The 25,477-nt window shown below is 65.3% G+C and carries 29 protein-coding genes; 5 read left to right on the top strand and 24 right to left on the bottom strand.

Features of this window, described 5'->3' with window-relative positions; all coding sequences use genetic code 11:
* Positions 1 to 48: 48 nt before the first annotated feature.
* Positions 49 to 972 carry a LysR family transcriptional regulator gene (locus KIG99_RS09950; protein WP_226460023.1) on the top strand — a complete coding sequence of 308 codons (924 nt, stop codon included), beginning with the start codon at positions 49 to 51 and terminating at the stop codon, positions 970 to 972.
* A 4-nt stretch (positions 973 to 976) separates the two neighbouring features.
* On the opposite strand, the gene fabG is transcribed toward KIG99_RS09950, so the two are convergent.
* From fabG to KIG99_RS09850, 20 genes are read right to left on the bottom strand one after another with little or no spacing between them, the layout of a single operon-like run.
* Complete coding sequence (gene fabG / locus KIG99_RS09945) at positions 977 to 1,696, bottom strand: 3-oxoacyl-ACP reductase FabG (RefSeq protein WP_226460022.1); 720 nt, start codon at positions 1,694 to 1,696, stop codon at positions 977 to 979.
* Positions 1,693 to 2,142, bottom strand: a complete 450-nt coding sequence (locus tag KIG99_RS09940) for a hotdog family protein (RefSeq protein WP_226460021.1) — start codon at positions 2,140 to 2,142, stop codon at positions 1,693 to 1,695. Before KIG99_RS09940 ends, fabG begins: the two co-directional genes overlap by 4 nt.
* Positions 2,136 to 2,939, bottom strand: coding sequence for a beta-ketoacyl synthase chain length factor (locus KIG99_RS09935; RefSeq protein ID WP_226460020.1), 804 nt, complete (start codon positions 2,937 to 2,939; stop codon positions 2,136 to 2,138). The genes KIG99_RS09940 and KIG99_RS09935 overlap by 7 nt, the downstream gene beginning before the upstream one ends.
* Positions 2,936 to 4,129, bottom strand: a complete 1,194-nt coding sequence (locus tag KIG99_RS09930; RefSeq protein ID WP_226460019.1) for a beta-ketoacyl-[acyl-carrier-protein] synthase family protein — start codon at positions 4,127 to 4,129, stop codon at positions 2,936 to 2,938. The genes KIG99_RS09935 and KIG99_RS09930 overlap by 4 nt, the downstream gene beginning before the upstream one ends.
* 41 nt (positions 4,130 to 4,170) lie before the next feature.
* Complete coding sequence (locus KIG99_RS09925) at positions 4,171 to 4,719, bottom strand: methyltransferase family protein (RefSeq protein WP_226460018.1); 549 nt, start codon at positions 4,717 to 4,719, stop codon at positions 4,171 to 4,173.
* Complete coding sequence (locus KIG99_RS09920; protein ID WP_226460017.1) at positions 4,719 to 5,453, bottom strand: class I SAM-dependent methyltransferase; 735 nt, start codon at positions 5,451 to 5,453, stop codon at positions 4,719 to 4,721. The genes KIG99_RS09925 and KIG99_RS09920 overlap by 1 nt, the downstream gene beginning before the upstream one ends.
* Complete coding sequence (locus KIG99_RS09915; protein WP_226460016.1) at positions 5,450 to 6,253, bottom strand: polysaccharide deacetylase family protein; 804 nt, start codon at positions 6,251 to 6,253, stop codon at positions 5,450 to 5,452. The genes KIG99_RS09920 and KIG99_RS09915 overlap by 4 nt, the downstream gene beginning before the upstream one ends.
* A 2-nt stretch (positions 6,254 to 6,255) precedes the next feature.
* Positions 6,256 to 6,903 carry a hypothetical protein gene (locus KIG99_RS09910; RefSeq protein WP_226460015.1) on the bottom strand — a complete coding sequence of 216 codons (648 nt, stop codon included), beginning with the start codon at positions 6,901 to 6,903 and terminating at the stop codon, positions 6,256 to 6,258.
* Positions 6,900 to 9,224 carry an MMPL family transporter gene (locus KIG99_RS09905; RefSeq protein ID WP_226460014.1) on the bottom strand — a complete coding sequence of 775 codons (2,325 nt, stop codon included), beginning with the start codon at positions 9,222 to 9,224 and terminating at the stop codon, positions 6,900 to 6,902. Before KIG99_RS09905 ends, KIG99_RS09910 begins: the two co-directional genes overlap by 4 nt.
* Positions 9,221 to 9,790, bottom strand: a complete 570-nt coding sequence (locus KIG99_RS09900; RefSeq protein ID WP_226460013.1) for an outer membrane lipoprotein carrier protein LolA — start codon at positions 9,788 to 9,790, stop codon at positions 9,221 to 9,223. The genes KIG99_RS09905 and KIG99_RS09900 overlap by 4 nt, the downstream gene beginning before the upstream one ends.
* Positions 9,787 to 10,692 carry an LpxL/LpxP family acyltransferase gene (locus KIG99_RS09895; RefSeq protein ID WP_226460012.1) on the bottom strand — a complete coding sequence of 302 codons (906 nt, stop codon included), beginning with the start codon at positions 10,690 to 10,692 and terminating at the stop codon, positions 9,787 to 9,789. The genes KIG99_RS09900 and KIG99_RS09895 overlap by 4 nt, the downstream gene beginning before the upstream one ends.
* A complete protein-coding gene (locus tag KIG99_RS09890; RefSeq protein ID WP_226460011.1) occupies positions 10,689 to 10,997 on the bottom strand; it encodes a 3-hydroxyacyl-ACP dehydratase FabZ family protein in 309 nt (102 codons plus the stop codon). Before KIG99_RS09890 ends, KIG99_RS09895 begins: the two co-directional genes overlap by 4 nt.
* The gene (locus KIG99_RS09885; protein ID WP_226460010.1) at positions 10,990 to 12,333 is read right to left on the bottom strand and encodes an AMP-binding protein; all 1,344 of its coding nucleotides are present in this window, start codon (positions 12,331 to 12,333) and stop codon (positions 10,990 to 10,992) included. Before KIG99_RS09885 ends, KIG99_RS09890 begins: the two co-directional genes overlap by 8 nt.
* Positions 12,330 to 12,989, bottom strand: coding sequence for a COG4648 family protein (locus KIG99_RS09880; protein WP_226460009.1), 660 nt, complete (start codon positions 12,987 to 12,989; stop codon positions 12,330 to 12,332). The genes KIG99_RS09885 and KIG99_RS09880 overlap by 4 nt, the downstream gene beginning before the upstream one ends.
* Positions 12,986 to 13,270, bottom strand: coding sequence for a phosphopantetheine-binding protein (locus KIG99_RS09875; RefSeq protein WP_226441747.1), 285 nt, complete (start codon positions 13,268 to 13,270; stop codon positions 12,986 to 12,988). The genes KIG99_RS09880 and KIG99_RS09875 overlap by 4 nt, the downstream gene beginning before the upstream one ends.
* A gap of 17 nt (positions 13,271 to 13,287) precedes the next feature.
* On the bottom strand, positions 13,288 to 14,535 hold the full coding sequence (locus tag KIG99_RS09870; RefSeq protein ID WP_226460008.1) for a beta-ketoacyl-[acyl-carrier-protein] synthase family protein: 1,248 nt from the start codon (positions 14,533 to 14,535) through the stop codon (positions 13,288 to 13,290).
* A 3-nt stretch (positions 14,536 to 14,538) separates the two neighbouring features.
* Positions 14,539 to 14,775 carry an acyl carrier protein gene (locus tag KIG99_RS09865; RefSeq protein ID WP_226460007.1) on the bottom strand — a complete coding sequence of 79 codons (237 nt, stop codon included), beginning with the start codon at positions 14,773 to 14,775 and terminating at the stop codon, positions 14,539 to 14,541.
* A 41-nt stretch (positions 14,776 to 14,816) separates the two neighbouring features.
* Positions 14,817 to 16,592 carry a protein-disulfide reductase DsbD gene (locus KIG99_RS09860; RefSeq protein ID WP_226460006.1) on the bottom strand — a complete coding sequence of 592 codons (1,776 nt, stop codon included), beginning with the start codon at positions 16,590 to 16,592 and terminating at the stop codon, positions 14,817 to 14,819.
* Complete coding sequence (cutA, locus tag KIG99_RS09855) at positions 16,589 to 16,912, bottom strand: divalent-cation tolerance protein CutA (RefSeq protein ID WP_226460005.1); 324 nt, start codon at positions 16,910 to 16,912, stop codon at positions 16,589 to 16,591. Before cutA ends, KIG99_RS09860 begins: the two co-directional genes overlap by 4 nt.
* Before the next feature lie 7 nt (positions 16,913 to 16,919).
* The gene (locus tag KIG99_RS09850; RefSeq protein ID WP_226460004.1) at positions 16,920 to 17,690 is read right to left on the bottom strand and encodes an ABC transporter permease; all 771 of its coding nucleotides are present in this window, start codon (positions 17,688 to 17,690) and stop codon (positions 16,920 to 16,922) included.
* Between the two features lie 267 nt (positions 17,691 to 17,957).
* Between KIG99_RS09850 and KIG99_RS09845 the strand changes: the two genes are divergently transcribed.
* The 4 genes from KIG99_RS09845 (at position 17,958) to KIG99_RS09830 (ending at position 23,085) form a co-directional block, all read left to right on the top strand.
* Positions 17,958 to 18,275: a hypothetical protein gene (locus KIG99_RS09845; protein WP_226460003.1), complete on the top strand. Its 318-nt coding sequence runs from the start codon at positions 17,958 to 17,960 to the stop codon at positions 18,273 to 18,275.
* Positions 18,276 to 18,346: 71 nt separating this feature from the next.
* The gene (locus KIG99_RS09840) at positions 18,347 to 19,912 is read left to right on the top strand and encodes a B12-binding domain-containing radical SAM protein (protein ID WP_226460002.1); all 1,566 of its coding nucleotides are present in this window, start codon (positions 18,347 to 18,349) and stop codon (positions 19,910 to 19,912) included.
* Positions 19,913 to 19,960: 48 nt separating this feature from the next.
* Positions 19,961 to 21,943: a WG repeat-containing protein gene (locus KIG99_RS09835; protein ID WP_226460001.1), complete on the top strand. Its 1,983-nt coding sequence runs from the start codon at positions 19,961 to 19,963 to the stop codon at positions 21,941 to 21,943.
* Between the two features lie 332 nt (positions 21,944 to 22,275).
* On the top strand, positions 22,276 to 23,085 hold the full coding sequence (locus tag KIG99_RS09830; RefSeq protein WP_226460000.1) for an L-type lectin-domain containing protein: 810 nt from the start codon (positions 22,276 to 22,278) through the stop codon (positions 23,083 to 23,085).
* 29 nt (positions 23,086 to 23,114) lie between these two features.
* Here KIG99_RS09830 and KIG99_RS09825 read toward each other — a convergent pair whose 3' ends face one another.
* From KIG99_RS09825 to KIG99_RS09810, 4 genes are read right to left on the bottom strand one after another with little or no spacing between them, the layout of a single operon-like run.
* Positions 23,115 to 23,561: an NUDIX hydrolase gene (locus tag KIG99_RS09825; RefSeq protein WP_226459999.1), complete on the bottom strand. Its 447-nt coding sequence runs from the start codon at positions 23,559 to 23,561 to the stop codon at positions 23,115 to 23,117.
* A gap of 19 nt (positions 23,562 to 23,580) precedes the next feature.
* Positions 23,581 to 24,498 carry an ATP-binding cassette domain-containing protein gene (locus KIG99_RS09820; protein WP_226459998.1) on the bottom strand — a complete coding sequence of 306 codons (918 nt, stop codon included), beginning with the start codon at positions 24,496 to 24,498 and terminating at the stop codon, positions 23,581 to 23,583.
* Positions 24,499 to 25,137 (bottom strand): alpha/beta hydrolase, encoded by a 639-nt coding sequence (locus tag KIG99_RS09815; protein WP_226459997.1) that lies wholly within the window; start codon positions 25,135 to 25,137, stop codon positions 24,499 to 24,501. It abuts the gene before it with no gap.
* Between the two features lie 2 nt (positions 25,138 to 25,139).
* On the bottom strand, positions 25,140 to 25,448 hold the full coding sequence (locus KIG99_RS09810; protein WP_226459996.1) for a (2Fe-2S) ferredoxin domain-containing protein: 309 nt from the start codon (positions 25,446 to 25,448) through the stop codon (positions 25,140 to 25,142).
* Positions 25,449 to 25,477 lie beyond the last annotated feature (29 nt).

Raw genomic sequence — 25,477 nt, 5'->3', positions numbered from 1 at the left:
GACAAATAGACGGATTTTTGTGCCAGTCCGTCAATGGATCGTTGACAGATGAACTGGTTGAACAGTTGGGCAAGTTTCGTGAAGGTGGTCGAGGCCGGCAGCATGGCGGCTGCGGCGCGGCGCCTGGATTGCACGCGGGCGCAGGTCAGCAAGCAGGTCGGCGAACTGGAGCAGGCCTTCGGCGTGCGCCTGCTTGAACGCACGACGCGCCGGCTGAGCCTGACGCCGTCCGGCGAAGTCTTCTACCAGCACGCGTTGCGGGCGCTGGAAGCGGTCGAGAGTACCGAGCTGGCCGTGCGCAATCTCGGCGACGTGCCGCGCGGCGTGCTGCGCATCAGCGCCCCGCTCACCTTCGGCCGGATCTACGTGGCGCCGTTGCTGCCGCGCATCGCGGCGCGCTATCCGCACCTGCAATGCGAACTGGTGCTGACCGACCAGCTGGTCGACCTGGCCGAAGGCAAGATCGACCTCGCGCTGCGCATCACCAAACTGCCGCCCGAGGATGCCGTGGCGCGCAAGCTGGTCTTCCTGCAGCGGGTGCTCTGCGCCGCGCCGGCCTATCTGGCCGGACATGGCGAACCGCGTCTGCCGGCCGATCTGGTCGAGCACCCCTGCTTCGATTATTCGCTGAACGGCGGCGGGCCGAGTGAGTGGATCCTGACCGATCGCCAGGGCGAGGAAAGCACGGTCCGGGTCAGCGGCAGTTTCCAGATCAACAATATCGACTGCATCCAGCAGGCCGTGCTCGACGGACACGGCATCGGCATCCTGCCGACCTACCTGTGTGCGCCCGAGCTGGCGCGCGGCAGCCTGCAGGTCGTGCTCGGCGACTACGAACCGCGCAACGGCTTCGGCCAGCATCTTTACGCCTGCTACACGCCGAGCCGGGTCCGTCTGCCGCGCGTGCGCGTCTTCCTCGACGAACTGGAATTGTTGCTCAGCCCGGCGCCGCCCTGGGAGCGGCCGGTCTGAAGCTTCAGATCATCGCGCCGTTGATCGAGATGACCTGACCGGAGATATAGGCGGCACGGTCGGAGGCGAGGAAGGCGACGAGATCGGCGACTTCTTCCGGCTGGCCGGCACGCTGCATGGGCACCAGTTTCTTGATCGCGTCGGCGTCGAAGGCACCTTCGATCATGTCGGTCGCGATAATGCCCGGCGCCACGGCGTTGACCGTGATGTTGCGGCTGGCCAGTTCCAGCGCCAGCGATTTGCCGGCGGCGTGCAGCGCGGCCTTGGCGGCGGAGTAATTGACCTGGCCGCGGTTGCCGGTGATGCCGGCAATCGACGAAATATTGACGATGCGGCCCCAGCGCGTGCGGAGCATCGGCATGGTCAGCGGCTGCGTCACGTTGAAAAAGCCGTTCAGCGAGACGTCGACCACTGAATCCCACTGTTCGCCCGACATGCCGGGAAAGACTGCATCGCTGTGGATGCCGGCGTTATTGACCAGGATCTGGATGGGCCCGGCTTCGAGCAGCGCAGCGAGTGCCTCGGCGGTCGCTGCGCGGTCGGTGACGTCGAAGCTGACCGCTTCGCCACTGCCGCCGGCGGCGACGATTTCGGCGACGACGGCATCGGCCTTGCCGAGACTGCGGTTGGCGTGGACGATGACGTGGTGACCGTCGGCGGCGAGGCGCTTGCAGATGGCGGCGCCGATGCCGCCGCTGCCGCCGGTGACGAGGGCGCGTTTCATGCGGATTCCTTGGTGAGGGCTGCGGCATCGAGCACGACGGCGGCGCGGCCTTCGATGAGGCAGCGGCCGGCATGACCGACGGAGAACTGGTAAAGGATGTTGTTGGCGTCGCCGGACAGGCGTTCGGCCTGGACATCGAGCGGCCCGCTCAGGTCGTCGAGGCGGTCCACGTGCAGCGTGACGCTGCGCACGCTGGTCAGGTAGCCCTGGCGCGGCGCGTCATCCTGGCCGGCGAGCAGGGCGCCGTGGATGGCCATGGCCTGCGCTGCGTACTCGATGCCGGTCGCGGCGCCGAGCCGGTTTGCGGCGCGCAGCGGGTTGGCCGGATCGGTGTGGCTGACGGCGCGGCAGGAAATCGCGTTTTCCGACCAGTCGACCACTGAGTCGAGCAGACATATGTCGCCCTGATGCGGGATGTGGGCGGCGATCCAGGCGTGGTCTAGCACGGCTGCAGATCGACCATGAGTTGCATCGGCGGCAGGTAGTCGAGGCAGACCGGGCCGGCTTCGCCGCGGACCAGCTTGTGCAGCAGCGGCAGCGCGCGCATCGCCGGGATGGTCGTGCGCAGGTTTTCCAGCGCCGCGTCGGCGAATTGCTCGGCTGCTGCCGTGCTCGGGCTGACCGTGATCCGTGCCAGTGAATTGGCCGTCCTTTCCGGCGTGAGCAGCAGCGCGACACCGGCGCAATCGGGCGTGTCGCGCTTGGCGTGCAGCGGTTCCGGGTATTCGCTGTCGTAGGCGATGAGCAGGGTCGGCTGCTGGTCGACGATGACCTGGCCGAGCGTGTCGAGCAGGCCGGCGCCGAAACTCGCGTCGAAGGCGCACAGCACCTGGCAGGGTGCCATCGCATGCGTGGCGATACCCCAGTAGCCGGCGGCGGCGTTATGCACGGAATTGTGGAAGCGGGTCGGCGAGATCTGGCGGTCGTCGGTCGCCAGCTGTTCGCACAGCGCATGGCAGTTGTGGCCGTCGGCACCGGAGGCGGAAAACACCGTGGCCAGCGTCGCGACGTCGGCGCCGGCATGGGCGGCGGCTTCGAGGCCGATGCCCAGGGTCAGCTTGACGACGCGGCTGGCGCGGCGGCGTTCGGCCGGCGGCAGGATGGCCGGGCTGGGCAGCACCGAAGGGGCGGCGACATAGGGCTGTTCGCCGAGCAGCACGGCGCGTGCCGTGGCCCAGTCGGGCAGGCCCGGGGCGATGAAGCCGATGCCGGAAATCCAGGCAGTGAGCGGGGTCGGGTTCATGCGGCGACTCCGAAGACAAGGCTGCAGTTGCTGCCGCCGAAACCGAAGGAATTGGACAGCGCGTGCCGGACCTGGCCGTTGCGGCTGTGCAGGAGATACTGGATGGGAATGCCCGGGTCGAGGGCTGCCGTGTTGGGGCTGCCCGGCAACAGGTCGTGGCTCAGCGCCAGGGCGCAGATCACCGCTTCGACGGCGCCGGCGGCGCCCAGCGTGTGGCCGGTGGCACCCTTGGTCGAGCTGCACGGCACGCGGTCGCCGAACAGCGCGACGACGGCCTTGCCCTCGGCGGCATCGTTGGCCGGCGTCGAGGTGCCGTGCAGGTTGATGTAGTCGATAGCGTCGGCGGTCAGACCGGCCGAGCGCAGCGCGGCCTCCATGGCCAGCTTGGCGCCGAGGCCTTCCGGGTGCGGCGAGGACATGTGATACGCGTCGCTCGATTCGCCGGTGCCGAGCAGCAGTATCGAGCCGGCGGCCGGACTGGCCGGGGCGCGTTCGAGCAGCGCAAAGGCGGCGCCCTCGCCGACCGAAATGCCGTTGCGCGCGGCATCGTAGGGGCGGCACGGTTGGTCGGAAGTCAGTTGCAGCGAGGCGAAACCGTACAGCGTGGTCAGGCACAGCGTATCGACGCCGCCGACGATGGCCGCGTCGATCGTGCCGAGCGCCAGTTGCCGGGCCGCCGCGGCGAACACCTTGGCGCTCGACGAACAGGCGGTGGACACGGCCATGGCCGGGCCTTCCAGGCCGAAGTAGTCGCGCGTGAATTCAGCCAGCGAGAAGGAGTTGTGCGTCGTGCGGTAGATGAAGTCGTCGGGCAGCGCGCCGCTTTCCGGATCGCGCCGGCGGTAGGCCAGTTCGGTTTGCAGGATGCCGGCCGTGCTGGTGCCGAGGAAGACGCCGACGCGACTCTTGCCGTAACGCCCGATGGCAGCACGGACCTGATCGGCGAAACTGTCGGCTTCGAGGCCGAGCTGGGTCAGGCGATTGTTGCGGCAATCGTAGCGGGCCAGCATTTCGGGCAGTTTTTGCGCGTCGACCGCTGCGACTTCACCGATCCAGGTGGCGAGGTCTACCGTTTCGAAATGGCAGGGCTGCAGGCCGCTGCGTCCATCGCGCAGGCCGGCAAGCGTTGCCGCAAGGCCGCTGCCCAGGCAGGTGGTGGCGGTGTAGCTGGAAAGAAGGAGCGGGGTCACGGTGGGCCTCGAATTCGTCAGCCCGCCATTTTATCAGTGGCTTAGAGAAGGAAGGGAATGAACATCCAGGTGCGCTGCTTGTATTCGGCATATTGTGGGCCGAAATAGCGCAGGCATTCCCTTTCGTCGGCTTTTGCCGTGAGCAGCAGGAACAGTGAAGCGAAGCCGGCAACCACGCTGCCGCTCAGGTTCGGGTCCTGGAAGAAGGCTCCCCAGGCCAGTGCCAGCAGCGAGGTGTACATCGGATGGCGGATGTAGGCGAAGAGGCCGCTGCTGACCAGGTGGGTCGTCTTTTCGAAACTGTACAGTCCGGGTTCGTGCCGTGCTTCGCCGGCCTTGCCTTCGCGGCGCAGGGTGATCAGGCCGCCCAGCGCAAGCCCGATGCTGAGCAGCATCAGGACCCAGGAGGTGGTCTGGTGCGGCGAGAACGGTTGTTTGCCCCAGGGTTCGTGATTGAGGACGACGAGGAGCAGGATCGCTTCCCAGACGAAGAAGCGGTAGAAGCCATGCGTGCCGGGCAGGCGGATGGCATCGCGCGACCACCAGAGGACGAGCGCGGAGCCGGCCAGGAAGGCGAGGATTTCCAGCATCAGATCGTGGCTTCAGCCGGTACGCGGCAAATCAGCATGATGTTGGCGAAGGGCTTGCCTTCGGTCATTGGCATGGTTTCGACCTGGAAGCCGAGGTTTTTCAGCAAATCGACCCATTCGGCGAGCGGGCGGCCGTACAGCGTCGGCAGGCGGTGACCGCGCACGAAGGTGACGGCATGGTCGACCCAGTTGCACAGGTGATAGGGCAGACCGGCGCCCTTGTCGCCGACCCGGGTCAGGAACAGGCCGCCGGGCGGCAGGGCGGCGCGGATGCGGCGCAGCACGTCTTTCTGGCGCTGGTGGTCGATGTAATGCAGGGCGTCGAGGATGGTCACGACATCGACCTGGCCGAAATCGACCTTGCACATGTCGCCCTGGCGGATGGCGACGACCGGATGGTCGGCACCGAAGGCACGGGCAGCGCGGTCGACATCCTTCTGCATCAGTTCATAGCCATGCAGGCTGAGCGGCTTCGGGGCGGCTGCCCAGTCGCTCGGCCAGTTGCCCTGCTCGTAGAGATTGCGGGCGGCGAGCAGCCAGGAAAACAGGCTGCCCTGGCCACAGCCGAGGTCGAGAAAACGTCCTTCGGCCGGGAAAATGCCGCGCTTGAGCAACTCGCGGAAGATGCAGTCGGAAGACAGCTTGCCGCGTGCATAGTGGTAGGCGAAATGGCCGCCGGGCCGGAAGGGACGGCTGGCATCGTCGAGCAGGGTTTGCAGGAAACGTGAAGTCATGGCGTCAGGGAGGAAGTCAGGGTGACGGAGTGCAGGCCTTGTTCGGCCAGGGTTTGCAGCAGGCAGGGCAGGACGCCGAGGATGACCGGCGTGCCGTCGGCGCTGGGCGCCGAATTGCCGTCGTGCATGAGCAGGATGTCGCCGGCGGCGAGGTCGTGGATCAGGCGCTGATAAACCGTGCGCGGCGAGCCCTCGCGCGTGTCGTAGGGGCGGCGCGTCCAGGCGGCGAGTTGCAGGTCGAGACGGTGCAGCACCGGGTCGAGGAAGGGATTGCGCAGGCCGGCGGTGGGCCGGAAGAACTGCGGCGCCTGGCCGGTGATGTCGGCCAGTGTGCTCTGCGCCGCGGCGATGTCGGCCTGCATGCGGCCGAAGCCGAAGGTGGCGAACAGGCTGGAATGCGAGTCGCCGTGGTTCTCGACACGATGGCCGCGGGCGACGATCTCGCGGCACAGCGCCGGATACAGGCGAGCCTGGCGGCCGATGCAGAAAAAGCTGGCTTTGGCCTGCGCCGCATCGAGCAGGTCGAGGACGCGCGGCGTGACTTCCGGATGCGGGCCGTCGTCTATGGTCAGCGCGATTTCACGGCGGGCGATTGCCGCCGCCGGCAGGCGGGTCAGGTTGGGGCCGAGCAGGCTGCTGCGCGGCAGCATGCCGGCGCCGGTCAGGATCGCCTGGTTGAGGGCGACGGCGCCGAGCGCCCAGGGCCAGGCGCCGGGCACGGCGAGCGCGCCGAGGCCGGCCGCGGCATGCGTGGCGAAACTGAGTTTCAGGGTGGGCGAAGGAATCCAGCGTTTCTGCATGATCAGACCGGCAACTTTCCGCTATCGAGAAAATGTTCCCACAAAACCTGCCAGACCGGCCAGTCGTGATCACCGGGGATGGCACAGCGCGCGTCTTGCGGGAAACAGCCGGCGATCTGCGCCATGCCGGCCGCGAAACGGTCTTCCGTGCCGTAGCCGACGAACACCGGGAAATCGGCCGGCGGTTTCTGCAGCCATTGCCAGGCGCGGAATTCCGGGTCGGTCAGTTCTTCGGCGCTGGCCTGCCAGACGTCCAGCCCGCCGGCGCGGGCGATCGCGTTGGTGGTCAGGCGGCTGCCCGGATAGGGCGCGAGCAGGCACAGGCCATCGACGCTGCCCGGCGTGTCGGCGTTGTGGCACAAGGCAAGCAGGCCGCCGAGCGAAATGCCGCCCAGCCAGACCTGGCTGTAGCCCTGTTGGCGGGCCGGCGCGAGGATCTGCGCCTGCAGCGCCGGCAAGGCGGCGCCGCTGGAAATCGCCTCAAGATCGAGGTCGACCGCGACGAGATCGAGCGCCAGCTGGCGGCGGGCGATGGCGTCGAAGAAGCCGGCCGTGGCGAAATCGGCGGCCGTCATGTAGGCGCCGGGCAGCAGCACGAGCAGCGTGCTGGCGCCGGTCTTGCGTTCGACGGTGCGCAGCGGGGCGTTCATGCCGCGCTTGCCCGTGGCGCGAAAATCGCCGCCAGCAGCAGCGCCAGGATGGCGCCCGGCCCGACCGTGACGCCGACTGCGTGCAGCACCGGCACCTGCGACAGGGCGAGCGTGCCGAAGCCGATTGCGGTGGTCAGGTTGGCGAGCAGCATCGAGGCCAGCGTCTCGGGATCAAGCCGGTGTTCGTCGCTGGCGCGGTCGAAGAACAGCGCGTAGTTGGAGCCGACCGCGACGATCAGCAGCATGCCGATCAGGTGCATCAGGTGCAGGCGCTCGCCGAGCAGATGCAGGCCGGCAATGACGAGAAGCACGGCGAGGACCAGCGGCAGCAGCACGGCACCGAGTCGGCGCGGCGAACGCAGGGTCGCGGCGAGGAGCACGACGATGGCGCCCAGGCCGGCCAGTGACAGCAGCATGGCTTCGTGCAGGTAATCGTTGTAGAGCTTGTCGAACTCGGCCTTCATGTCGATGAACAGGGCATCGTTGCCGGCCAGCGCGCTGCGGATGGCGCTCGGGGCTATCGCCTGTTCGCCGGCCCGCAGCGGCAGCAACACGCTCCAGCCGGCGCCGTGCGGCAGCAGCAGCGAATCGACGGCGAGTGCCAGGCTGGTGCCGTTCAGGCTGGCGCGTTCGATATTGCCGGCGCCGCGCGCCTGTTCGACATCGCTCAGGAAGCCCTCGAGCTTGCCGGCAGCGAGCGGCGAATCGACGAGGGCCGCCTGCAGGCGCGGGCGCAGTTGGTCAGCCGCGGGCAGGCTAGCGCGGCGGGCGTCCTGGCTGGCCTGGCTGGGCAGGAAACGGCTCGGGCTGTCGTAGCCGCCGAGCTGGCCGCTGGCGACCAGCGCATCGAGCCGCTGGCCGGTCGCTTCAGCCTGGCGCAAGGCGCTTTCGCGATCGGCGGCGTCGATTACCACCAGGTAGCGTGCATCCGGCGCGCCGATATCGGCGCGCAGCGCCATGTCGACCGCCTGGTCGGCTTGACTGACCGGGCTGAGCGCCGCAAGTTCGGGATTCCACAAATGCTCGCGTTCGGCGAATAGTGTCGCAGTCGCGGCCAGCGCCAGGGCGAGGACCGGCCAGCGCAGATGGCGCAGCGTCTGCACGCCGGCCAGCGCACGTCGTCCGAATGGCGTCAGGTCGCGCGTCTGGCCGTTGGCCTGGCCGAGTTGCGGCAGCACGAAGCGGGTGACCAGCGCCGCGGTGGCGACGCCGGCCAGCGAATAGAGGCCGAGCTGGGCGAGGCCGGGAAAGCCGGAAAAAAGCAGCGCGCCGAAGCCGGCCGTCGAGGTCAGCACACCGAGCCGGATGGTCGGCCAGAAGCGCTGTTTCCAGTCGGTCAGGCCGTTGCGGCCGGATTGCACGAAGTAATAAATCGAGTAATCGACTGCCTCGCCGATCAGTGCCGAGCCGAAACCGACGGTGATGCCGAACACCGTGCCGTAGGCCAGGCTGACCGCGACGACACCGGCCAGCGCGCCGGAAACGACCGGCAACATGCCGAGGCCGAGCAGGCGCAGCGAGCGATAGACGAAGAACAGCACGGCAACGATGGCCAGCGTACTGATCGTCGACAGGCGGCTGACTTCGTCCTTGATCGTCGCCCGCGAATTGACCGCGAACAGGCCGGGGCCGGACAGTTGCAGGCTGGCGTTGGCAATGCCCTGCCCTGGCGCGGCCTCGGCGAACTGGGCGCGGATCAGCTTGATCGCGTTTTCCTGGCCGTCGGTATCGGAGCCGAGCGCCGTGGTCTGGATCAGCAGCATCGCCCGCTCGCCGTCGTGCGAGGCCCAGACGCCGGCCTTGCTGTCCGGTTGTGCACCGGCATTGAGGCCGCGCAGCAACTCAAGCATTTCGCCGGTCGGATCGCGCGGCAGCAGCGGTTTCAACAGCATGCCGAGCGGCGAGGCCAGGCGGTCGACGCTGTCGGAAATGCTCTTTTCCAGGCCGTCGACCGTAAAGCGCTCGGGCGTCACCGCCGGGCTGAGCAGATAGCGGTGGCGAAACAGGAAATCACGGTCGGCGGCCTGGCTGTCGCTCTCGCCGTTCTGCACCGAGACAAATTCGGGCATTTTGGCCAGTCGACCGCGCAGCTCGCGCGACAGGGCGGCGCGTTGCGTTTCGTCGCCGCCGGCGATGGCAACCATTAGCAGACGCGAAACAACGCCCTCCTTCAACTGGTCGACCAGGACCTGCTGCTCGGCGCTCGGGTGCGAGGGCAGGAAGAAGGACATGTCGGCCGTGAAGCGGCTGTTCCAGACGATGGCCGCCCCGGCCAGCATGGCCAGCAGCCAGAGCAGGAAGGCGCGGCCGGCTTTGCTCATCTGGCCTCGAGCGGTTCGATGCTCATCACGGCGCGGTCACCGTCGGCCTGCAGGTATTCGATGCTGCGGATCTGGTTCTTGCTGCCGCTGACCGTGATGCGCAGCACGAGGGCGGAGATTTTCTGGTCGCTGGGCAGCAGGGTGAGCACCCATTTATCGGGATTGCCGGCCAGGCTGAGCAGGTAATTCTTCTCGAGCGCGGCGCGGTTGCCGGTCAGCGTGCCGCGGATGCTGTCGATGAAAGCCAGCGCTTCCGGCTGGCTGGCCAGGTTGATGCTGATCTTCTGCTTCTCGCGCTCGATGCTGAGCAGGTCCTTTTCCAGGCGCAGGGTTTCGACCTTGGGCGTCAGCGTGCGTTTTTCGAGGAAGGCCGGCGCCGTGTAGGTCAGTTCGCCGGTCGAGATGACCGGCTTGTCGAGCAGGGAGATGTATTTCTTCTCGACGAACTTGGCCTTGCCGCCCTTGTGGCGGGCCAGGTCGTCCATCAGCTGGCCGACGTCGAAGGCGGCGCAGGCGGGCAGCGCGAGGGCGGCGAGAAGCAGGCCGGAAACGAGGCGTTTGATCATTTTTTCTGCCAGAAGTCGTAGAAATTGAACCAGTTGTAGGGCGCTTGCCGGCAGAAATGGCTCAGGCGCTCGGCGTAATGCTGCTGCGCGGCGCGCATCGCGGCATCGCGTTCGCCGCGCTGGGTATCGGTGAAGTCGGCGAGCGGCTCGAAATGAATGCGGTAGCGGTTGCCGCCGAGGTAGATGCCGGCCATGAAGAACACCGGCCGGCGCAGCATCGCCGCCATGCGCCAGGGGCCGACCGGGAACGGCGCCATTTCGCCGAGAAATTCGCAGTCGACCGTTGGGTCGTCGCCCAGGCTGCGGTCGGCGAGCATGCCGACGAGGTAGCCCTGGTCGAGCTTGTCGCGCGCTTCCAGCATCGAATCGACGCGACCGAGCGCGATGATGTCGCGCGTTGCCGCCGGGTTGATCGCTTCCAGCGTGGCGTTGATCTTGCGGGCGTTTTCCTCGTACATCATCATCGCCACCTTGAGCCCGGCCTGGCCGCGGCCGACCGAACGCAGCACTTCGAAACTGCCGAAATGGGCGCCGATCAGCAGCGCGCCGGGCTGCTTTGCCAGCGCCGCCTGCAGCGCCTCGGCGCCGACCACCTCGATGTCGAACAGGTCGAAACGGTCGTTGAGCAGGTAGATGCGATCGTGGATGGTGCTCGCAAAGGAAAATACATGGCGGAAACCGTCCGACCATTCGGCCCAGCGGTCGAGCGAACGGTGCAGGTATTCGCGGCTGAAATGCCGCGCCTTGGGTGAAAACAGCACGTAATAGATGGCGATGCCGTAGAGCACAAGGCGGCCAATGCCGCGCCCCAGGGTCAGCGAAATCCACACCATCAGCCGGAGGATGGCGAGATTGCTGCGTTCCTGCTGGCGTAGCCAGCTTTGCGTGGCGGGCTGGGTCATGGCGCGGGCGGCGTCAGGCTGCCGGAAGCAACGCTGCGTTCGCCGCTTTTGACGCTGAAGGCGATGCTGCCGCTGGCTTTCTGTTCGAGCGCGAACAGCAGCACTTCGCCGGGCGCGACCGGGCTGAGGAACTTGGCATTGCCGACCTGCCAGGCGCCCGTACGGTCGACGCCTGCGGCAAGCAGTTTTTCGGCAAACAACAGCGCCTGATCGAGGATGACGACGCCGGGCACGATCGGATTGCCGGGAAAGTGGCCGGCAAAGGCGGGATGTTCGGCCGGTACCGGCCAGATGAACTCAGTCATGGCTGACCTTGGCGGCGTAGAGCGCCTGTAGTTCGGTGCGCGGCAGCTTGCCGGTGGTGTTGCGCGGCAGTGCATCGACGAAGACCAGCGGGCGCGGCAGGAAGATCGCATCGACGCGCGGCCGCAGCGCGGCGAGCAAGGCGCGGCTGTTCAGCGTCGGCGCGACGACGAAGGCACAGAGGCGCGTGATGCCGTCGGCAGACTCGTCGTCGGGCAGGAAGAAGGCGGCATCGACGACGCCTTCGACGGCCATGATCTGGTGATTGAGGTAGGCGAGCGAGGTGCGCTTGCCGGCAATATTGACCAGATCGGCCTGTCGACCGTGCAGCAGGAAGCGGTTGGCGGGCAGTAGCTCGATGATGTCGGACAGCCCGACCCGGCCCTCGACGTGACCGCCGACGGCAAAAGTGATGTCTTCTTCCTGCTCGAGGCGTACGCCGGCGAGCAACTGCCAGACCGGGTCGGCGGTGGTGCGCCGGCTGGCGAGCTGGCTGCTTTCGGTCGAGCCGTAGATTTCAAAGAGCGGCGCGCCGCAGGCCGCTTCGACTTCGCCGGCCAGCTTGGCGGAGAGCGGTGCGGTCGCCGACAGCAACTGGTCGATCGTGGGCAAAGCCAGCCCGGACTGGATCAGTGCCGACAGGTGGAAAGGCGTGGACACCAGCAGGCGCGGTGCCGGCACGGCCTCGAGGGCGGCGACGATATCCTGCGGATAGAAGGGCTTGCCCGACCAGAACGGTGCGTTGCCATGCAGGGCGAGCAGTACCGTCGATTCGAAACCGTAGCTGTGCTGCGCCGGCACGGTGCCGACGATGCTGTGCCGCGTCGCGAGCAGGCCGAGGCGTTCGGCTTCGGCGCGGCCGTTGGCGACCAGCTTGCCCCAGTGCTTGTCGTGCGGCTGCGGCCGCCCGGTCGAGCCGGAGGTGAACAAGCGGGCGGCGACATGCTCGACTGCGATCAGCGGGATTTCCGTGATTTTTGTGGCGTCGACCGCTGGCAGTGTGACCGGGTAGTCGAGACGCGGCAGATCCTGGCTGGCGAATTCGCCGTCGCACAGGCAGCCGACATCGGGGCAATCCTGGCGAATCTGGTGCAGCGTTTCGGCCGACTGTGACGAAGGTTGCAGGCTGGTCTTGCCGCTGATCAGGCCGGCCGCGAAGCCGACCGTGAAGCGGTAGCGGTCCTGGCAGACGTTGAGCAGGTGCCGGCCGGGCGGCAGCAGCGCGGCCAGTGCCTGCACGTCGGCGAGGAAGGCGCGCACGCTGACCGGGCCATCCGGGCGGTAGGCGAAGACGGCGTCGAGGTCGGCATGGCCGAGCAGGGGCAGATGCTGGCTCATCGGTGGGCGCGGCGGGCGGCCGAGGCGCGGTAGCCGCGGATGGTGTCGGCGATGCTGGAGCGGTCTTCCGGCGGCAGCACGCGGTTGCGGATCAGGTGTTCGCCGGCGAACATCAGCACCAGCAGGGGCGTGCTCAGCAGATTGACGAAGACCGACCAGACGACGGTCGGCGCGAAGAGGATCAGCACGGTCGACAGCGCCGCCGAGCCGAAAAAGAAGATCGTCCAGGCAACGGTGACCTGCCGCGTGTAACGCGCCTTGGCCTCCGAAATCACGCCGTCGTGGGCGAGCTTGGCAAAGGTGGTGACCAGCGCGTCGCCGTTGCCGATCAGGCTGCGTCCGAACAAGGTACCCAGCGCCAGGTTGGTGCCGAGATGCTGCACGTAAAAAAGCAGCGCGATGTTCTGGCGCAGGGTGGGCCAGCTCAGCGCCAGCAGGGCGAGGATGAGCAGGCCGCCGAGGCCGATCAGCAGCGGCTGGCCGACGCGCCAGAGCAGGATCACGACGAAGGCGAGAATGGGCGCGGTGGCGAGCGCGGCGGAAAAATCGGCCGGGCCGTCGCCGGCGCTGCCGTAATGGGCGAGGATGGCCCAGGCGACGACCAGCACGCCGACGGCCAGGCTGCGCAGGATGGCGGCCGGACTCAGCCCGGTCATTTCGTCCGCTGGGCGGCGATGTGGCTCGTCAGCGAACGCAGCGAGGTGAAGATGCGGATGTTGTCCTCGTTGTCCGACTTGAGCTGGAAGCCGTAGCGCTTGGAAATGACCAGCGCCAGTTCGAGCACATCGATCGAGTCAAGGCCGAGGCCTTCACCGAACAGTGGAGCATCCGGCTCGATTTCGCTGGCGGCCATGTCGAGATTGAGGGCCGAAATGATCAGTTCGGCGACTTCCGGCAGCAGGGCTTCGACGGTTTCCGGGGAGATGGCTAGTGACATGGCGGGATTTCCGTGGATTAAGGCGCGACGGCGCGGAATGCGAGCACCGCATTGCTGCCGCCAAAGGCAAAGGAATTGGAGAGCGCGGCGCGCAGTTGTTGCGCCCGGCCGCTGCCGACGTGATCGACGCCGGCGCAGGCCGGATCGAGCTCGCCGAGGTGCGCGGTGGGCGGAATCGCCTGTTCGCGCAAAGCGAGGATGGTGATGATCGCCTCGATGGCGCCGGCGGCACCGAGCTGATGGCCGTGCATGGACTTGGTGCCGCTGACCGCGAGGCGGGCGGCAGCTTCACCGAACACCGTTCGCAAGGCGGCGACCTCGACCGGATCGCCTTCGGCGGTGGCCGTGCCGTGCGCGTTGACGTAATCGATGTCGGCCGGCGTCAGGCTGGCATCGGCCAGCGCCATGTTGAGCGCACGCACCTGGCCGGCGGCATCGGGGCGCACCAGGTGGCTGTGGTCGCAGGTCGTGCCATAGCCGACCATCTCGCCGTGGATGCGGGCGCCGCGCGCGACGGCATGTTCCCAGTCTTCGAGGACCAGCGCCGCCCCGCCCTCGCCCAGTACCAGGCCGGTCCGTTCGGCGCTGAACGGTCGACAGGCCTGCGCGGCCGTTTCTGCATCGCAATTGGCCATGACGCGCAGCGCCTCCCAGGCACGGGCGACGCCGTAGGCCTGCGGCACGTCGGAACCGCCGGTCAGCATCACCGGGGCTTCGCCGCTGCGCACGCGACGGAAGGCTTCGCCGATGGCGATGGCGGACGAGGCGCAGGCCACGGTGTGGCTCATGCTGACGCCGCCCAGACCGAGCTGGATCGAGATGTGGGCGTTGGCCGCGTTGTTCATGCCGAGGATCACCGAAAGCGGCGAGACGCGCTCGCGGCCCTTGATCCACAGCTCCTTGTAGCCCTTTTCGTAGGCCAGTGTGCCGCCCAGCGCCGTGCCCCAGGAAACGCCCCAGTTTTCGCGGTTTTCGGCCGGTTGACCGCGTGTCAGGCCGGCATCCTGCCAGGCGCGGTACGCGGCGGCCGTGCCGAGCTGGGCGAAGCGGTCCATGGTGCCGGCCAGCGGCTTGCCGAGTTCGGCATCGGCGTCGAAACCGGGGCAGCTGACGAAGGGAATGGCAAGCGGGCGCGGCACGTCGTCGGTCTGCAGGAAATGCACGGCGGATTCACCGGCGAGCAGGCGGGCAAAGAAATCGGGCAGGTCGCCGCCAAACGGACTGACCAGGCCGAGGCCGGTAATCGCCACCCGCCGCTGCATCATGGTTCAGCCCTTGGCTTGGCGCAGCCGGTCCATCAGCGTGGTCATGTCGCCAACGGTTTTCGGGCTTTTCAGGTCTTTGGAGAGCGTGATGCCGAAACGATCCTCGAACTCGAACATCAATTCGAGCATCATCAGCGAATCCACCCCGAGCGAAACGAGGGTGGCGTCGGCAACAACCCGTTCCGGCGCAACGCCGAGACGGTTCTGGAGAAATTCGCGGATCAGGCCTAGAGAATCCATAGTGGGCAGCATTTTAGCCCAAGGCCTTCTTTTTACAAAAATTAACGGACCGTTTGGGCCGTCTGGACGGGCATTTTCGCCAGCGTTTGCAGGAAGGTCGGCGCATCCTGGAAGCCGACGACGCGGGCATTCTTCAGTTCGCGGCCATCCGGCGCAAAAAAGAGAATGCCGGGCGGGCCGAACAGGCCAAACTTGGCGAGCAAGGCCTTGTCATCGGCCGAATTGGCCGTGACATCGGCCTGAAACAGCTTGAAACCGGCCAGTTTGGCGCGTACAGCCTGATCGGCGAAGGTAAAGCGCTCCATTTCCTTGCACGAGACGCACCAGTCGGCATAAAAATCGAGCATCACCGGCTGGCCGGCTGCCATGATTTTCTGCTCCAGTTCGGCGAGCGAGGCAACACGCTCGAAGGGCAGATGCTTTTCTTCGGCGGCGATCGCCTGACCGCGCAAACCGGCGAGCGGTTGCAGCGGATCGCGGCTGCCGGCCAGGGCGCCGATCAGCAACGCCGCACCGGTCAGCAGCATGACGATGCCGATGCCTTTCCAGAAACGCTGCCAGCCCTTGGCGTGTGGCGGCAGGGGGTCGAGCGCGTGCAGGTAGATGGCCGGGATGATCAACAAGGCGGCCCAGGCGAGCATCTGCGCGACGGCCGGAATGACCGGCGAAACCAGCCAGACGGCGGTGGCGAGCAGGAGCACGCCGAAGCCCTTCTTGACCGCTTCCATCCAGGCGCCGGCGCGCGGCAGCAGCGAGCCGCCGGCAACGCCGACCACGAGCAGCGGCACGCCCATGCCGAGCGCCATGACGAACAGCGCCGTGCCGCCGAGCACGGCATCGCCGGTCTGGCCGATGTAGAGCAGCGCGCCGGCAAGCGGTGCGGCGACGCAGGGGCCGACAATCAGCGCCGACAGCGCGCCCATCACGAAGACGCCGATGCCGCGCCCGCCCTGCAGGTGGCCGGATTCTTCCGACAGCTTGCTCTGCAGCGAGGTCGGCAGTTGCAGCTCGTAGAAGCCGAACATCGAGAAGGAGAGCACGACGAAGACCAGCGCGAAGGCGCCGAGCACCCACGGGCTTTGCAGCGCGCTTGAGACCAGCGTGCCGGACAGGCCGGCGGCGACCCCGGCGGCGGCGTAGGTCACCGCCATGCCGAGCACGTAGGCGAGCGCCAGCGCGAAACCGCGTGCGTGCGAAACCTTGTGGCCCTGGCCGGCAATGATGCCGGAAAGGATGGGAATCATCGGGAAGACACAGGGCGTCAGCGACAGGCCGAGGCCGGCCACGAAGAAGAAGGCGAGATTGACCCAGAAGCCGGCGTTCTTCAGTGTCGCGGCGATTTTGCTGCTTTCGTCGCCGTCGACCGCCGGGCCGGAAGCGGCCGCCGGGGCGCTGGCCGGATCGGGCAGTTCGACGCTCAGCGTCTGGCTTTGTGGCGGGTAGCAGATGCCGGCGTCGGCGCAGCCCTGCGAACTCAGCTTGAGGGTCAGCGGCAGCGGTCCGGAACTGCTGCGCTCGACCGGCACGCGGATGGCGACCGTCTTGTAATAGACCTCGACCTTGCCGAAATTCTCGTCGTCCTTTTCCTTGCCCTTGGGGAAAACCGGCGCGCCGAGCGTGGCGCTTTCGCCATCGACGGCAAAGCGGAACTTGTCGCGGTAGAGGTAATAGCCCTTGGCGATCTCGTAGCTGATTTCCAGCGTCTGCCCGTCAAGGGCGCGCACGGCAGGCTTGAAGGCGACCGCCGGGTCGAGGAATTCCTCGGCCTGGGCGAGTTGACCGAAGAGGAGCAGGAAGACGAAGAGAATGCGCATCATGGCTGTTGGACCGTTTCCGCCGCCACCCAGTTCAGGTAGGCCGGCAAGCCGCGCTCGACGGGCAGCGCGATGATTTCGGGAATGTCGTAGGGGTGTAGTTTCTGGATCGCGGCTTCGAGCGCCGGGTAGTTCGCAGCGGTCGACTTGATGAAAAGCGGGATTTCCGTCGCCGACTCGATCTTGCCCTGCCAGCGGTAGAGCGACTGGACGCGTGGCAGGATATTGACGCAGACGGCCAGCCCGCTTTCGAGGACGGCGAGCGCGATGCGGTTGGCGACTTCTTCGTCGGGGCAGTTGCAGAGGACGAGCAGCGTGGTCATGGGCTTCCTACTTGAGCAGGCGGCGCCGGGTCAGGCGCAGCGCGATGGCGAAGGCGATGCCAGTGGTGGCGAGCAGCACGCCGATATGGAGCAGTGCATCGGGCGGCATATTGCCGGCAAGCAGCGGCCGGATCAGCGCGACGCCTTGCGCCAGCGGCAGGATCTGGCCGATGGTGGCGAGCCAGCCCGGCAATTGCCCGGTCGGGAAGAAAACGCCGGAAATCAGCGTCATCGGCGTGATGAACAGCGTGAAGTAATACATGAAGAAATCGTAGGACGGCGCCAGCGCGTTCCAGATCAGGCCGAGCGCGGCGAAGGCCAGCCCGGTCAGGATGATCGCCGGCAGCGCCCAAAGCACGAGCGGGCCGTGCGTCAGGCCGAGACCAGTGATCACGACGAGAATGGCAGCGCCGGAGAACAGCGACTTGGTGGCCGCCCAGAACAGCTCGCCGGCGACGACATCGGCGAGGCCGAGCGGCGTGTTGAGGATGGCGTCCCAGGTTTTCTGCACATGCATGCGCGAGAACGACGAATAGAGGGCCTCGAAGGTCGCCGCGTTCATCGTCGAGGCGCACACCGTGCCGGCCGAAAGGAAGGCGACGTAGGACTGGCCGTCGATATTGGGCAGCATCGCGCCCAGCCCGTAACCGAGGCCGAGCATGTAGATCAGCGGGTCGGCCAGGTTGCCGAGAATGGACGGCAGGGCGAGCTTGCGCCAGACGAGGAAGTTGCGCTGCCAGACCGGAAACCAGCCGGGGCGGTGTAAGCCAGGGAGCATCGGATGCACCGTTGAGGAAAGAGCGGCCTATTTTACTGTGAAGTGGCGCGGCTGCTTTTTATTGCGGCGCACCATGACGGCCCGGTCAGGAATGCCCTTGCACCAGTTTCAGGCAGCGGGCATTCCCTGTTGCTCCCAGGGAATTATTGCAAGTGAATGATTTTTGGCGTTTTTATCCGGTCGACCGGTCGCCGGCATGATTTTCGCTGCAATGCACCACCAACCCCGATCGCGCTTTGTCGGCGCGTATAAAAAGGAGAACCGTCGATGGATGAAAAACTTGAAAGGGCCCAGCTGATGGCCCGTTTCAAATTGATGGTCAAGCGCACGCTGAGCCAGACGGTCGATCTCGAGCGTCTGGGCCGCGAGCCGGCCTACGCCCGCGAACGTCTCGCCGAAATCGAGGAAGCGGCGCTCGACGAAGAGCTGTTGATCATGGTCCTGCGCCTGCGCGACCTGCTCCTGCCGGCACCGGAGCCGGTCGTTGTCGTGGCGCCGGCCCCGGTCGTCATCACGCCGGTCGAAATTCCCCGCGAAAGTCCGAAGGAAACCCGCAACTACATGATGGGTGCGCGCTCCTGGTAAGCAACGGCGGAAAAAGGCCCGCGCCCGGCCGTTGACCGGTCAGGCCGCAGCGAAGATGTCAAAATGGCGGCATGTCCTCGCCCGCCATCGTTCTCTGCACGCTTAACGCCCGCTACATCCACGCCTCGCTCGGCCTGCGCTACCTGCTCGCCAACCTGGCCCGGCATGGCAGCCCGGCGCTGCGCGCCGCTGCCGTGCTGCGCGAATTCACGATCAGCCGCCCGGTGGCGGAAATCGTCGCTGCCCTGCTCGACGAACTCGGCGAGGCGGCCGAAGGCGTCACGCAGATCGTCGGTTTTGGCGTCTATATCTGGAATGTCGCACCGACGACCGAAGTTGTGCGGCTACTGAAAGAAGCCCGGCCGGCGCTGAAAATCGTCCTCGGCGGGCCGGAAGTCAGCCACGAATGGGCGCAACAGGAAATCGTCCGGCTCGCCGACCATGTCATCACCGGCTGGGGCGATGTCAGTTTCGCCAAACTCTGCCGCGCCCTGATCGAGGGGCCGCCGCCGCTGATGAAGGTGATTCCCGGCGAACAGCCGCCGCTCGAGCAGATCGAGCTGCCCTATGACGAATTCACGTCCGCCGATCTGGCGCATCGCCTGCTCTACGTCGAGGCCTCGCGTGGTTGCCCGTTCAAGTGTGAGTTCTGCCTGAGCGCGCTCGACAAGACGGCCTGGGCCTTCGACGCCGCGCGTTTTCTTGCCGCGCTCGATGGCTTGTATCAACGCGGCGCGCGCAATTTCAAGTTCGTCGACCGCACCTTCAACCTGAAGATCGACAGCTCGCTGCAGATACTGCAATTCTTCCTCGAGCGCCTGACGCCGGATCTCTTCCTGCATTTCGAGGTGATTCCCGATCACCTGCCGGAGCGCCTCAAGGAAATGATCGTCCGCTTCCCGCCCGGCGTGTTGCAGTTCGAGGTCGGCATCCAGACCTTCAACCCGGAAGTGCAGCAACGCATCTCGCGCCGCCAGGACAATGAAAAGAGCGGCGCCAACCTCGACTGGCTGGTCGCACACAGCCCGGCCCACCTGCACGCCGACCTGATTTTCGGCCTGCCCGGCGAGAGCTGGCAGAGCTTTGCCGCGAGTTTCGACCGTCTGTACGCGCACCGGCCGCACGAAATCCAGCTCGGCATCCTCAAGCGCCTGCGCGGTACGCCCATCGTTCGCCACAGCGCCGAATTCGGCATGGTCTACGCCAGCCTGCCGCCCTATTCCATCATCGAAACCGGCGCCGTGGACGCGTCGACCGTCCGGCGTTTCACCCGCCTTGCCCGCTACTGGGACCTCTACGCCAATTCCGGCCGCTTCCCGCAAACCTTGCCGCTTTTGCTCGCCGCACCCTCGCCCTTTGCCGCCTTCGCCGCATTTGCCGACTGGCTCTGGCAAACGACCGCCCAGACCAGCACTTTTACCCCGGAAATGCTGGTCGACTGCCTGTTCGACTACCTGACACAGGAGCTTGGCCATCCGGACGAAACGGTACGCCCGCTTCTGCTCGCCGACTACCAGGCAAGCGGCGCCCGCGCCAATCCGGCCTGCTTGCAGGGCCTGCTCAAGGAGCGGCCCAAACCGGTGGCGCGGACGGCGGGCGGCCTGGTGCAACGGCAGGAAAGGCATGGCGGGGTTTGATGGGGTGGGGGAGGACGGGAGACGGCCAGGAGCGGACCTTGCCCCGGAATGCCGATTGCAGACATTCCCCCCGATGTGCGGTTATGCTTTTGGCTTAGCGTGCTTTTTTTCGGCGGGCGCGCCGATGAATACGAAAGAATTCCTGTGCACCTTTTCACGGAACGGTTAAAGATTCGGCTTGGGCGAACTGGCCCGTTGGCTATCGCAACCCTCACTTTGCTTGCTCCCTTGTCTGCGCTGACAGCGGAGGGCGGCGCCGAACTATTCCCGCAATGCGGCGGCCCGTTCCAGCTCTGCGGCTATGTCGAAAAAGACAGCCGGGTGGAGCGGATTCCTCAGCGATTCGAAGTTGCCAAGCCGTTCAGCGAAGGCTTCGCTGCCGTTCGCATTGAAGGGCAGTATGGCTTTATTGATACGACTGGAACGGTTGTTATCAAGCCTCGCTTTCAGAACGCAGGCTTCTTTACAGGTGCGTATGCGGAAATCCGGCTGAACAATGCATCCGGGATTATTGATCGATCAGGGAAGCTTGTTGTGTCGCCGGAATTCAAGCGGATCATCCCCTTTGCCGGAGGAACTTTCATCGCAGAACCTTTGCAGGAAAAGCCGGCGCGATCTTCATCCGACGGCGAGCAATTGGAGGCGTATTCCGATCCGTTTGCCTTCGTACTGATGAATGGCGCGGGTCTTTACCATGTCTCCAAAGGATGGCTTTCCGATCAGAAGCTGAAGTTCCAACGTTTCGACAAGCCGGAACGCGGACTTATCTGGGCTGGCAGCAAGGATGATCACAACGAAGACATCTGGGGCCTCATGCGGGGTGACGGGACCTGGCAGGTGACCCCACGATACCATCACGTGCAATGGCTGTCGGAAACGCATGCAATTGTCGAGTCGATGCCAGACTATTCGCTACCTCCGCAACAGCGTCGGGAGGCCCTTCGTCGCGGCGCTGTTGATGGCGAGGGCAAACTTGTCGTGCCTTTGAAGTTCGCGCAACTCAGCTACTGGCGTGGAGGGTACGGTCTTGCTCTGGAGGGCAAACAGTACAATCCGGATGGCACGCAGAACGAGGTCAGAGAGGGAATCGTGCGCGCCGATGGCACGCTGCTCGCCGATCGCTATTTCGACAAGGTTGAGATTAGCGACGACGGCAAGTTGCCGCGTGGTCGGATCGGCAAAACCTGGTACAGCATCGATCCAAACGGGCGCCTGATTCCGGACCAACTCGACGCGAAGACTATAGTCGAGTGTCCTGGCGGCCTGACCATCGTTCAGCGCGGCGATACCGTTGAATTTCGAAGACCGGGGGATAGTCAGTCGGTCGGTCCATTTGATACTGGATATTTCCAGAGGAAAGATTGCCCGGGACCCTTCTCAGCCAAGCGCAATGGAAAGTGGTTCATTGTCTTGGAGGACGGGTCCGCCCTCGGTGGCAAGAATGGCTTCGAGAACCTCTATCCATTTTTCGGAAACCACACGGCTGTTCAAGTCGATGGAAAATGGGGGGTCATCGACCGCTCCGGCGCCTTCACTGTCAAGCCCCGCTTTGCTCGGCTGCGACCGGATCGCGAAGGCATATTCGTCGTGGACGAAGGTAAAGCCCCCCAATGGATCAATGCCTACGGTAAGCGCGTTGAAAAGCCTGCCAGAGATAGGCTAACCCCCGAGCCGACACTGAACTGCGAGGGCGGATTGCGCTTCTTCGAGAAGGCTGGCCTGTGGGGCTTGCAAGACGGCAAAGGAAAAACAGTCATTGAGCCGCAGTTTCGCGCGCTGTCCTGCTTCAAACAAGGCGTTACATGGGCGGCTGCGCCGGACGGTAAGGCGTGGTGCCCGATCGGTCCGAACGGGCAAAGGCGTGATGCCATGGAGTGCCGCGAGGAATACTATCCGACTAGCTTGAGCCACCATCGCCCTGAAAAACTCAGCGATGACCCGTACGAAAGCAGTGTCCTTTGGAATCGCGCCTGGCTGGATTATCAGGCGGGCAAGCGTGACAAATCGCCCGAATGGATTCCATGGAGATAAAGTGACCAGAATCGAATAATTTGTTCGCAGATAAGGCATAAGCAGCGGAGAGAGCAACCTAGCATCTCAGTCAACCCGATGCGCTGGAGCGCGCCGGTAGCTTCAACCGTTGAACGTCTGCTGTCCCAAGTAGCGAACGGCAGCAAAGGGCACAAAGCTGCCGGCAGGCTTTCCCCCTGTTTTCTGAGTTTGAACACAGTCAGGTTGAATCAAAAAACCAATTTCCCTGCCCCCATTGAATTTCCGCCTATGCAAACGGCGTAGCACCCTGTTTAAAGATGTATAGTGAATAACACTCACCATAAGGTGGTCTTTATTCAAGGGAGATAATCATGCGCACCATGCTGCTCGCAATTACCGTTGCCTCAACACTGCTTTCCCTGCCGGTCAGGGCGGAAACCTTCAGCGGTAGCGAGGTCAATCTGGTGGGTTCCGCCGCCATGCAAAGCGGCGAGTTGCAGCTGACCGGCAATCTCCAGGGACAAGGTGGCGCCGCCTGGTTGACCAGCCCGCTGGCGACGGCCCGTTCGTTTACGGTGACCTACGATTTCTCGCTGGCCAATGCCGGCCGGGAAAACATGGCGGACGGCGTCGCGCTGGTCCTCCAGAACAAGGGTGCGAATGCGATCGGCAATGTCGATGCGGGCAGCTATCTTGCCTACTTCGGCCTGGATGGCGTCGGTTCGGTGGTGCAGACCTGGTTCAACAATACGGCGGGTCTGAATATCGACGGGAATCCCTCAACCAGCAAAAAGGCGCCGACCCCGCTCGGTACGGCCCAACTGGTCACTGGCAGCGAGACCGTGAGCTACGATGCCGCAGCGCACCAGCTGAGCATGAGCGGTACGCTCAATGTGGACGGCAAGGCTTTCCCGATCAGCGATAGCGTCAGTATCGACCTCGCCGCCAAGTTCGGCCCGAGCATGTATCTCGGTTTCACCGGTGCGACCGGCGCAGCCTTTGCCGACCAGAGAATTACCCGCTTTGCGCTCACCATTCTTCCGGAGCAGAAGGTTGTGGTCGTGCCGGGAGAAACTACCGTCGTTGTCCCGGAAGAAAAATCCCACACCCTGCTGCTCATCGGCCTGAGCGTGCTGCTCGGGCTGGGTATCCTGCTGGTCTTGCTGCGGCGCAAGGACTGATTTGCGGCAATCCCCCGGCCTGGCCGGGGTTAAGCCGCCAGTTGCAGCGCTTTCTGGATCAGACCGATATTGATGGCGATGGCCGAGGGACGGTTCAGGTTGTGCGGCAGGTTGTGCGGCTTCAGCCAGCGGAATTCGGAATGTTCGTGGTTGAGTCGGGGTTCGAATTCGCTGTCGGCGAGCAGCAGGTAGTAATGCAGTTCGCGCAAGGCTTCGACGTAGCCCAGGCCCTGGATTTCGCTATCGCTGACGCCGCCGAAGTGGACCAGATCATCGCCCTTGCGCTCGATACCGGCTTCTTCCGAGAGTTCGCGCAGCAAGGCCTGCTGTGGCGTTTCGCCCGGATCGACATGGCCGCCGAAGAAATTCCAGACGCCGGGCTTGTTGACCGTCTCGGAACGCCTGCCGAACAGGAAGGTGCCGGCCGCTGGGCAATAGATGATGGCCCAGACGCCGGCCTGCTTGTTGAGTTTCATGAGTGCTTTCCCGCTTGCTTCAATCGCGCAATTCGCGCCCGGTCAGCTTGATGAAGACGTCTTCCAGGTTGGAGGCGCGGTGCAGGTAGCGCAGGCCGTCGGCGGCAGCCAGTCGGGCGAGCAGTTCGCGCGGTTCGCGGCAATAGAAGAAGGCGGTTTCGCCGCTCGTTTCGACGCGTTCGGCGAGTTGCCGATTGGCCTCGACGAAGGCGCCCAGGTTGCCGCCGGCTTCGTCATAGACTTCGATGACCTGCGGTTCGATGTGCTCGGCGATCAGTTGGCGCGGGCTGCCTTCGGTGATCTTCTTGCCGTGGTCGATGACCATCAGTCGGTCGCACAGGCGCTCCGCCTCATCCATGAAATGCGTCGTCAGGATCAGCGTCTTGCCGGCCGACTTGAGTTGTTTCAGTCGATCCCAGATCAGGTGGCGGGCCTGCGGGTCGAGGCCGGTGGTCGGCTCGTCGAGAAAGACGATATCGGGGTCGTTGACCAGGGCGCGGGCCAGGGTCAGACGCCGCTTCATGCCGCCGGACAGCGTTGCGATGCGGGCGTCGGCCTTGCCGGTCAGGCCGGCGAATTCGAGCAGTTGCGGGATGCGCGCCTTGACGTCGGCGTCCTTGAGGCCGAAATAGCGGCCGAAGACGAGCAGGTTCTCGCTGGCCGTGAAATCCGGATCGAGGTTGTCGAACTGCGGCACCACGCCAACGCGCGCCCTCGCCTGCTGGGCATCGACCGGAATGGCGCAGCCGTTCAGGCTGATTTCGCCGCTGTCCGGGCCGGTCAGGCCGAGGCAGAGGCGCAGCGTCGTCGTCTTGCCGGCACCGTTCGGGCCGAGCAGGCCGAAGCAGATGCCGGGTTCGACGGCAAAGGACAGGCCGGCGACGACTTCCGTGCCGCCATAGACCTTGCGCAGATTGGAGACGCTGAGTGCCGTCACTTAGTGTCGCCAGGCGCGCGTGATGATGTCGCGGATCAGGTGCAGACGCCGGTGGAAGAAATGGTCGGCGCCGGGCACCATGACTACGGGCAGGTCGAGCGGCAGCGCCCAGGCGTAGACGTTGGCGGGCGGCACCAGCGTGTCGTCGGCACCATGGATGACGATGGTGTCGTGCGGCACGGCTTCGGTGTCGTATTGGCGGCTGCCTTCGACGTGGCCGGAGGCGGTGCCGACCAGGACCAGGCGCTGCGCCGGATGCCCGGCTTCGGCCAGGCGCTTGGCGACGCGGGTCTGACAGTAGGCGCCGAACGAGAAGCCGGCCAGCACGACCGGCAGGTCGCCGCAGCGGCGTTTGGCTTCTTCGAGCACGGCGAGCAGGTCGTCGGTTTCGCCGATGCCTTCGTCGTGCTCGCCTTCACTGCCACCAACGCCGCGGAAATTCGGGCGGAAGGCGGCATAGCCGAGGCTGACGAAGGTTCGGGCCAGCGTGTAGGCGACCTTGTTGGTATTGGCGCCGCCACCCATCGGATGCGGATGGGCGATCAGCGCAATGCCCTTCGGGGCGTCCGGCCGCTCCATGATGGTGTCGATATTGCCGACCGGGCCGGCGACGATGATTTTTTCTTCCGGGGCTTTCATGTTCAGATCTTCAGGCGTTCGACGATGCGGCCATGCAGCAGGTGTTCGTCGATGATTTCATCGACATCGCTCTGGTCGATGAAGGAATACCAGGTTTCCTGCGGATAGACGACCATGACCGGACCCTGGTCGCAGCGGCCGAGGCAGCCGGCCTTGTTGATGCGGATATTGCCCGGGCCGTTCTTCTTCAGCTGGCCGATGCGGTCCTTGGCGTAGGCGAACATTTCCGAGCCGCCAATGCTGTTGCAGCACTGTTCGCCGGCGTCGCGCTGGTTGGTGCAGATGAAGACGTGGTGTTCGAAATAGCTCATCGTTTTCTCCTTGGGGCTGAGCATTATAA

This window comes from Quatrionicoccus australiensis, assembly GCF_020510425.1.
GTDB classification, from domain to species: domain Bacteria; phylum Pseudomonadota; class Gammaproteobacteria; order Burkholderiales; family Rhodocyclaceae; genus Azonexus; species Azonexus australiensis_A.
This window is presented reverse-complemented; position numbering and strand designations above follow the sequence as displayed.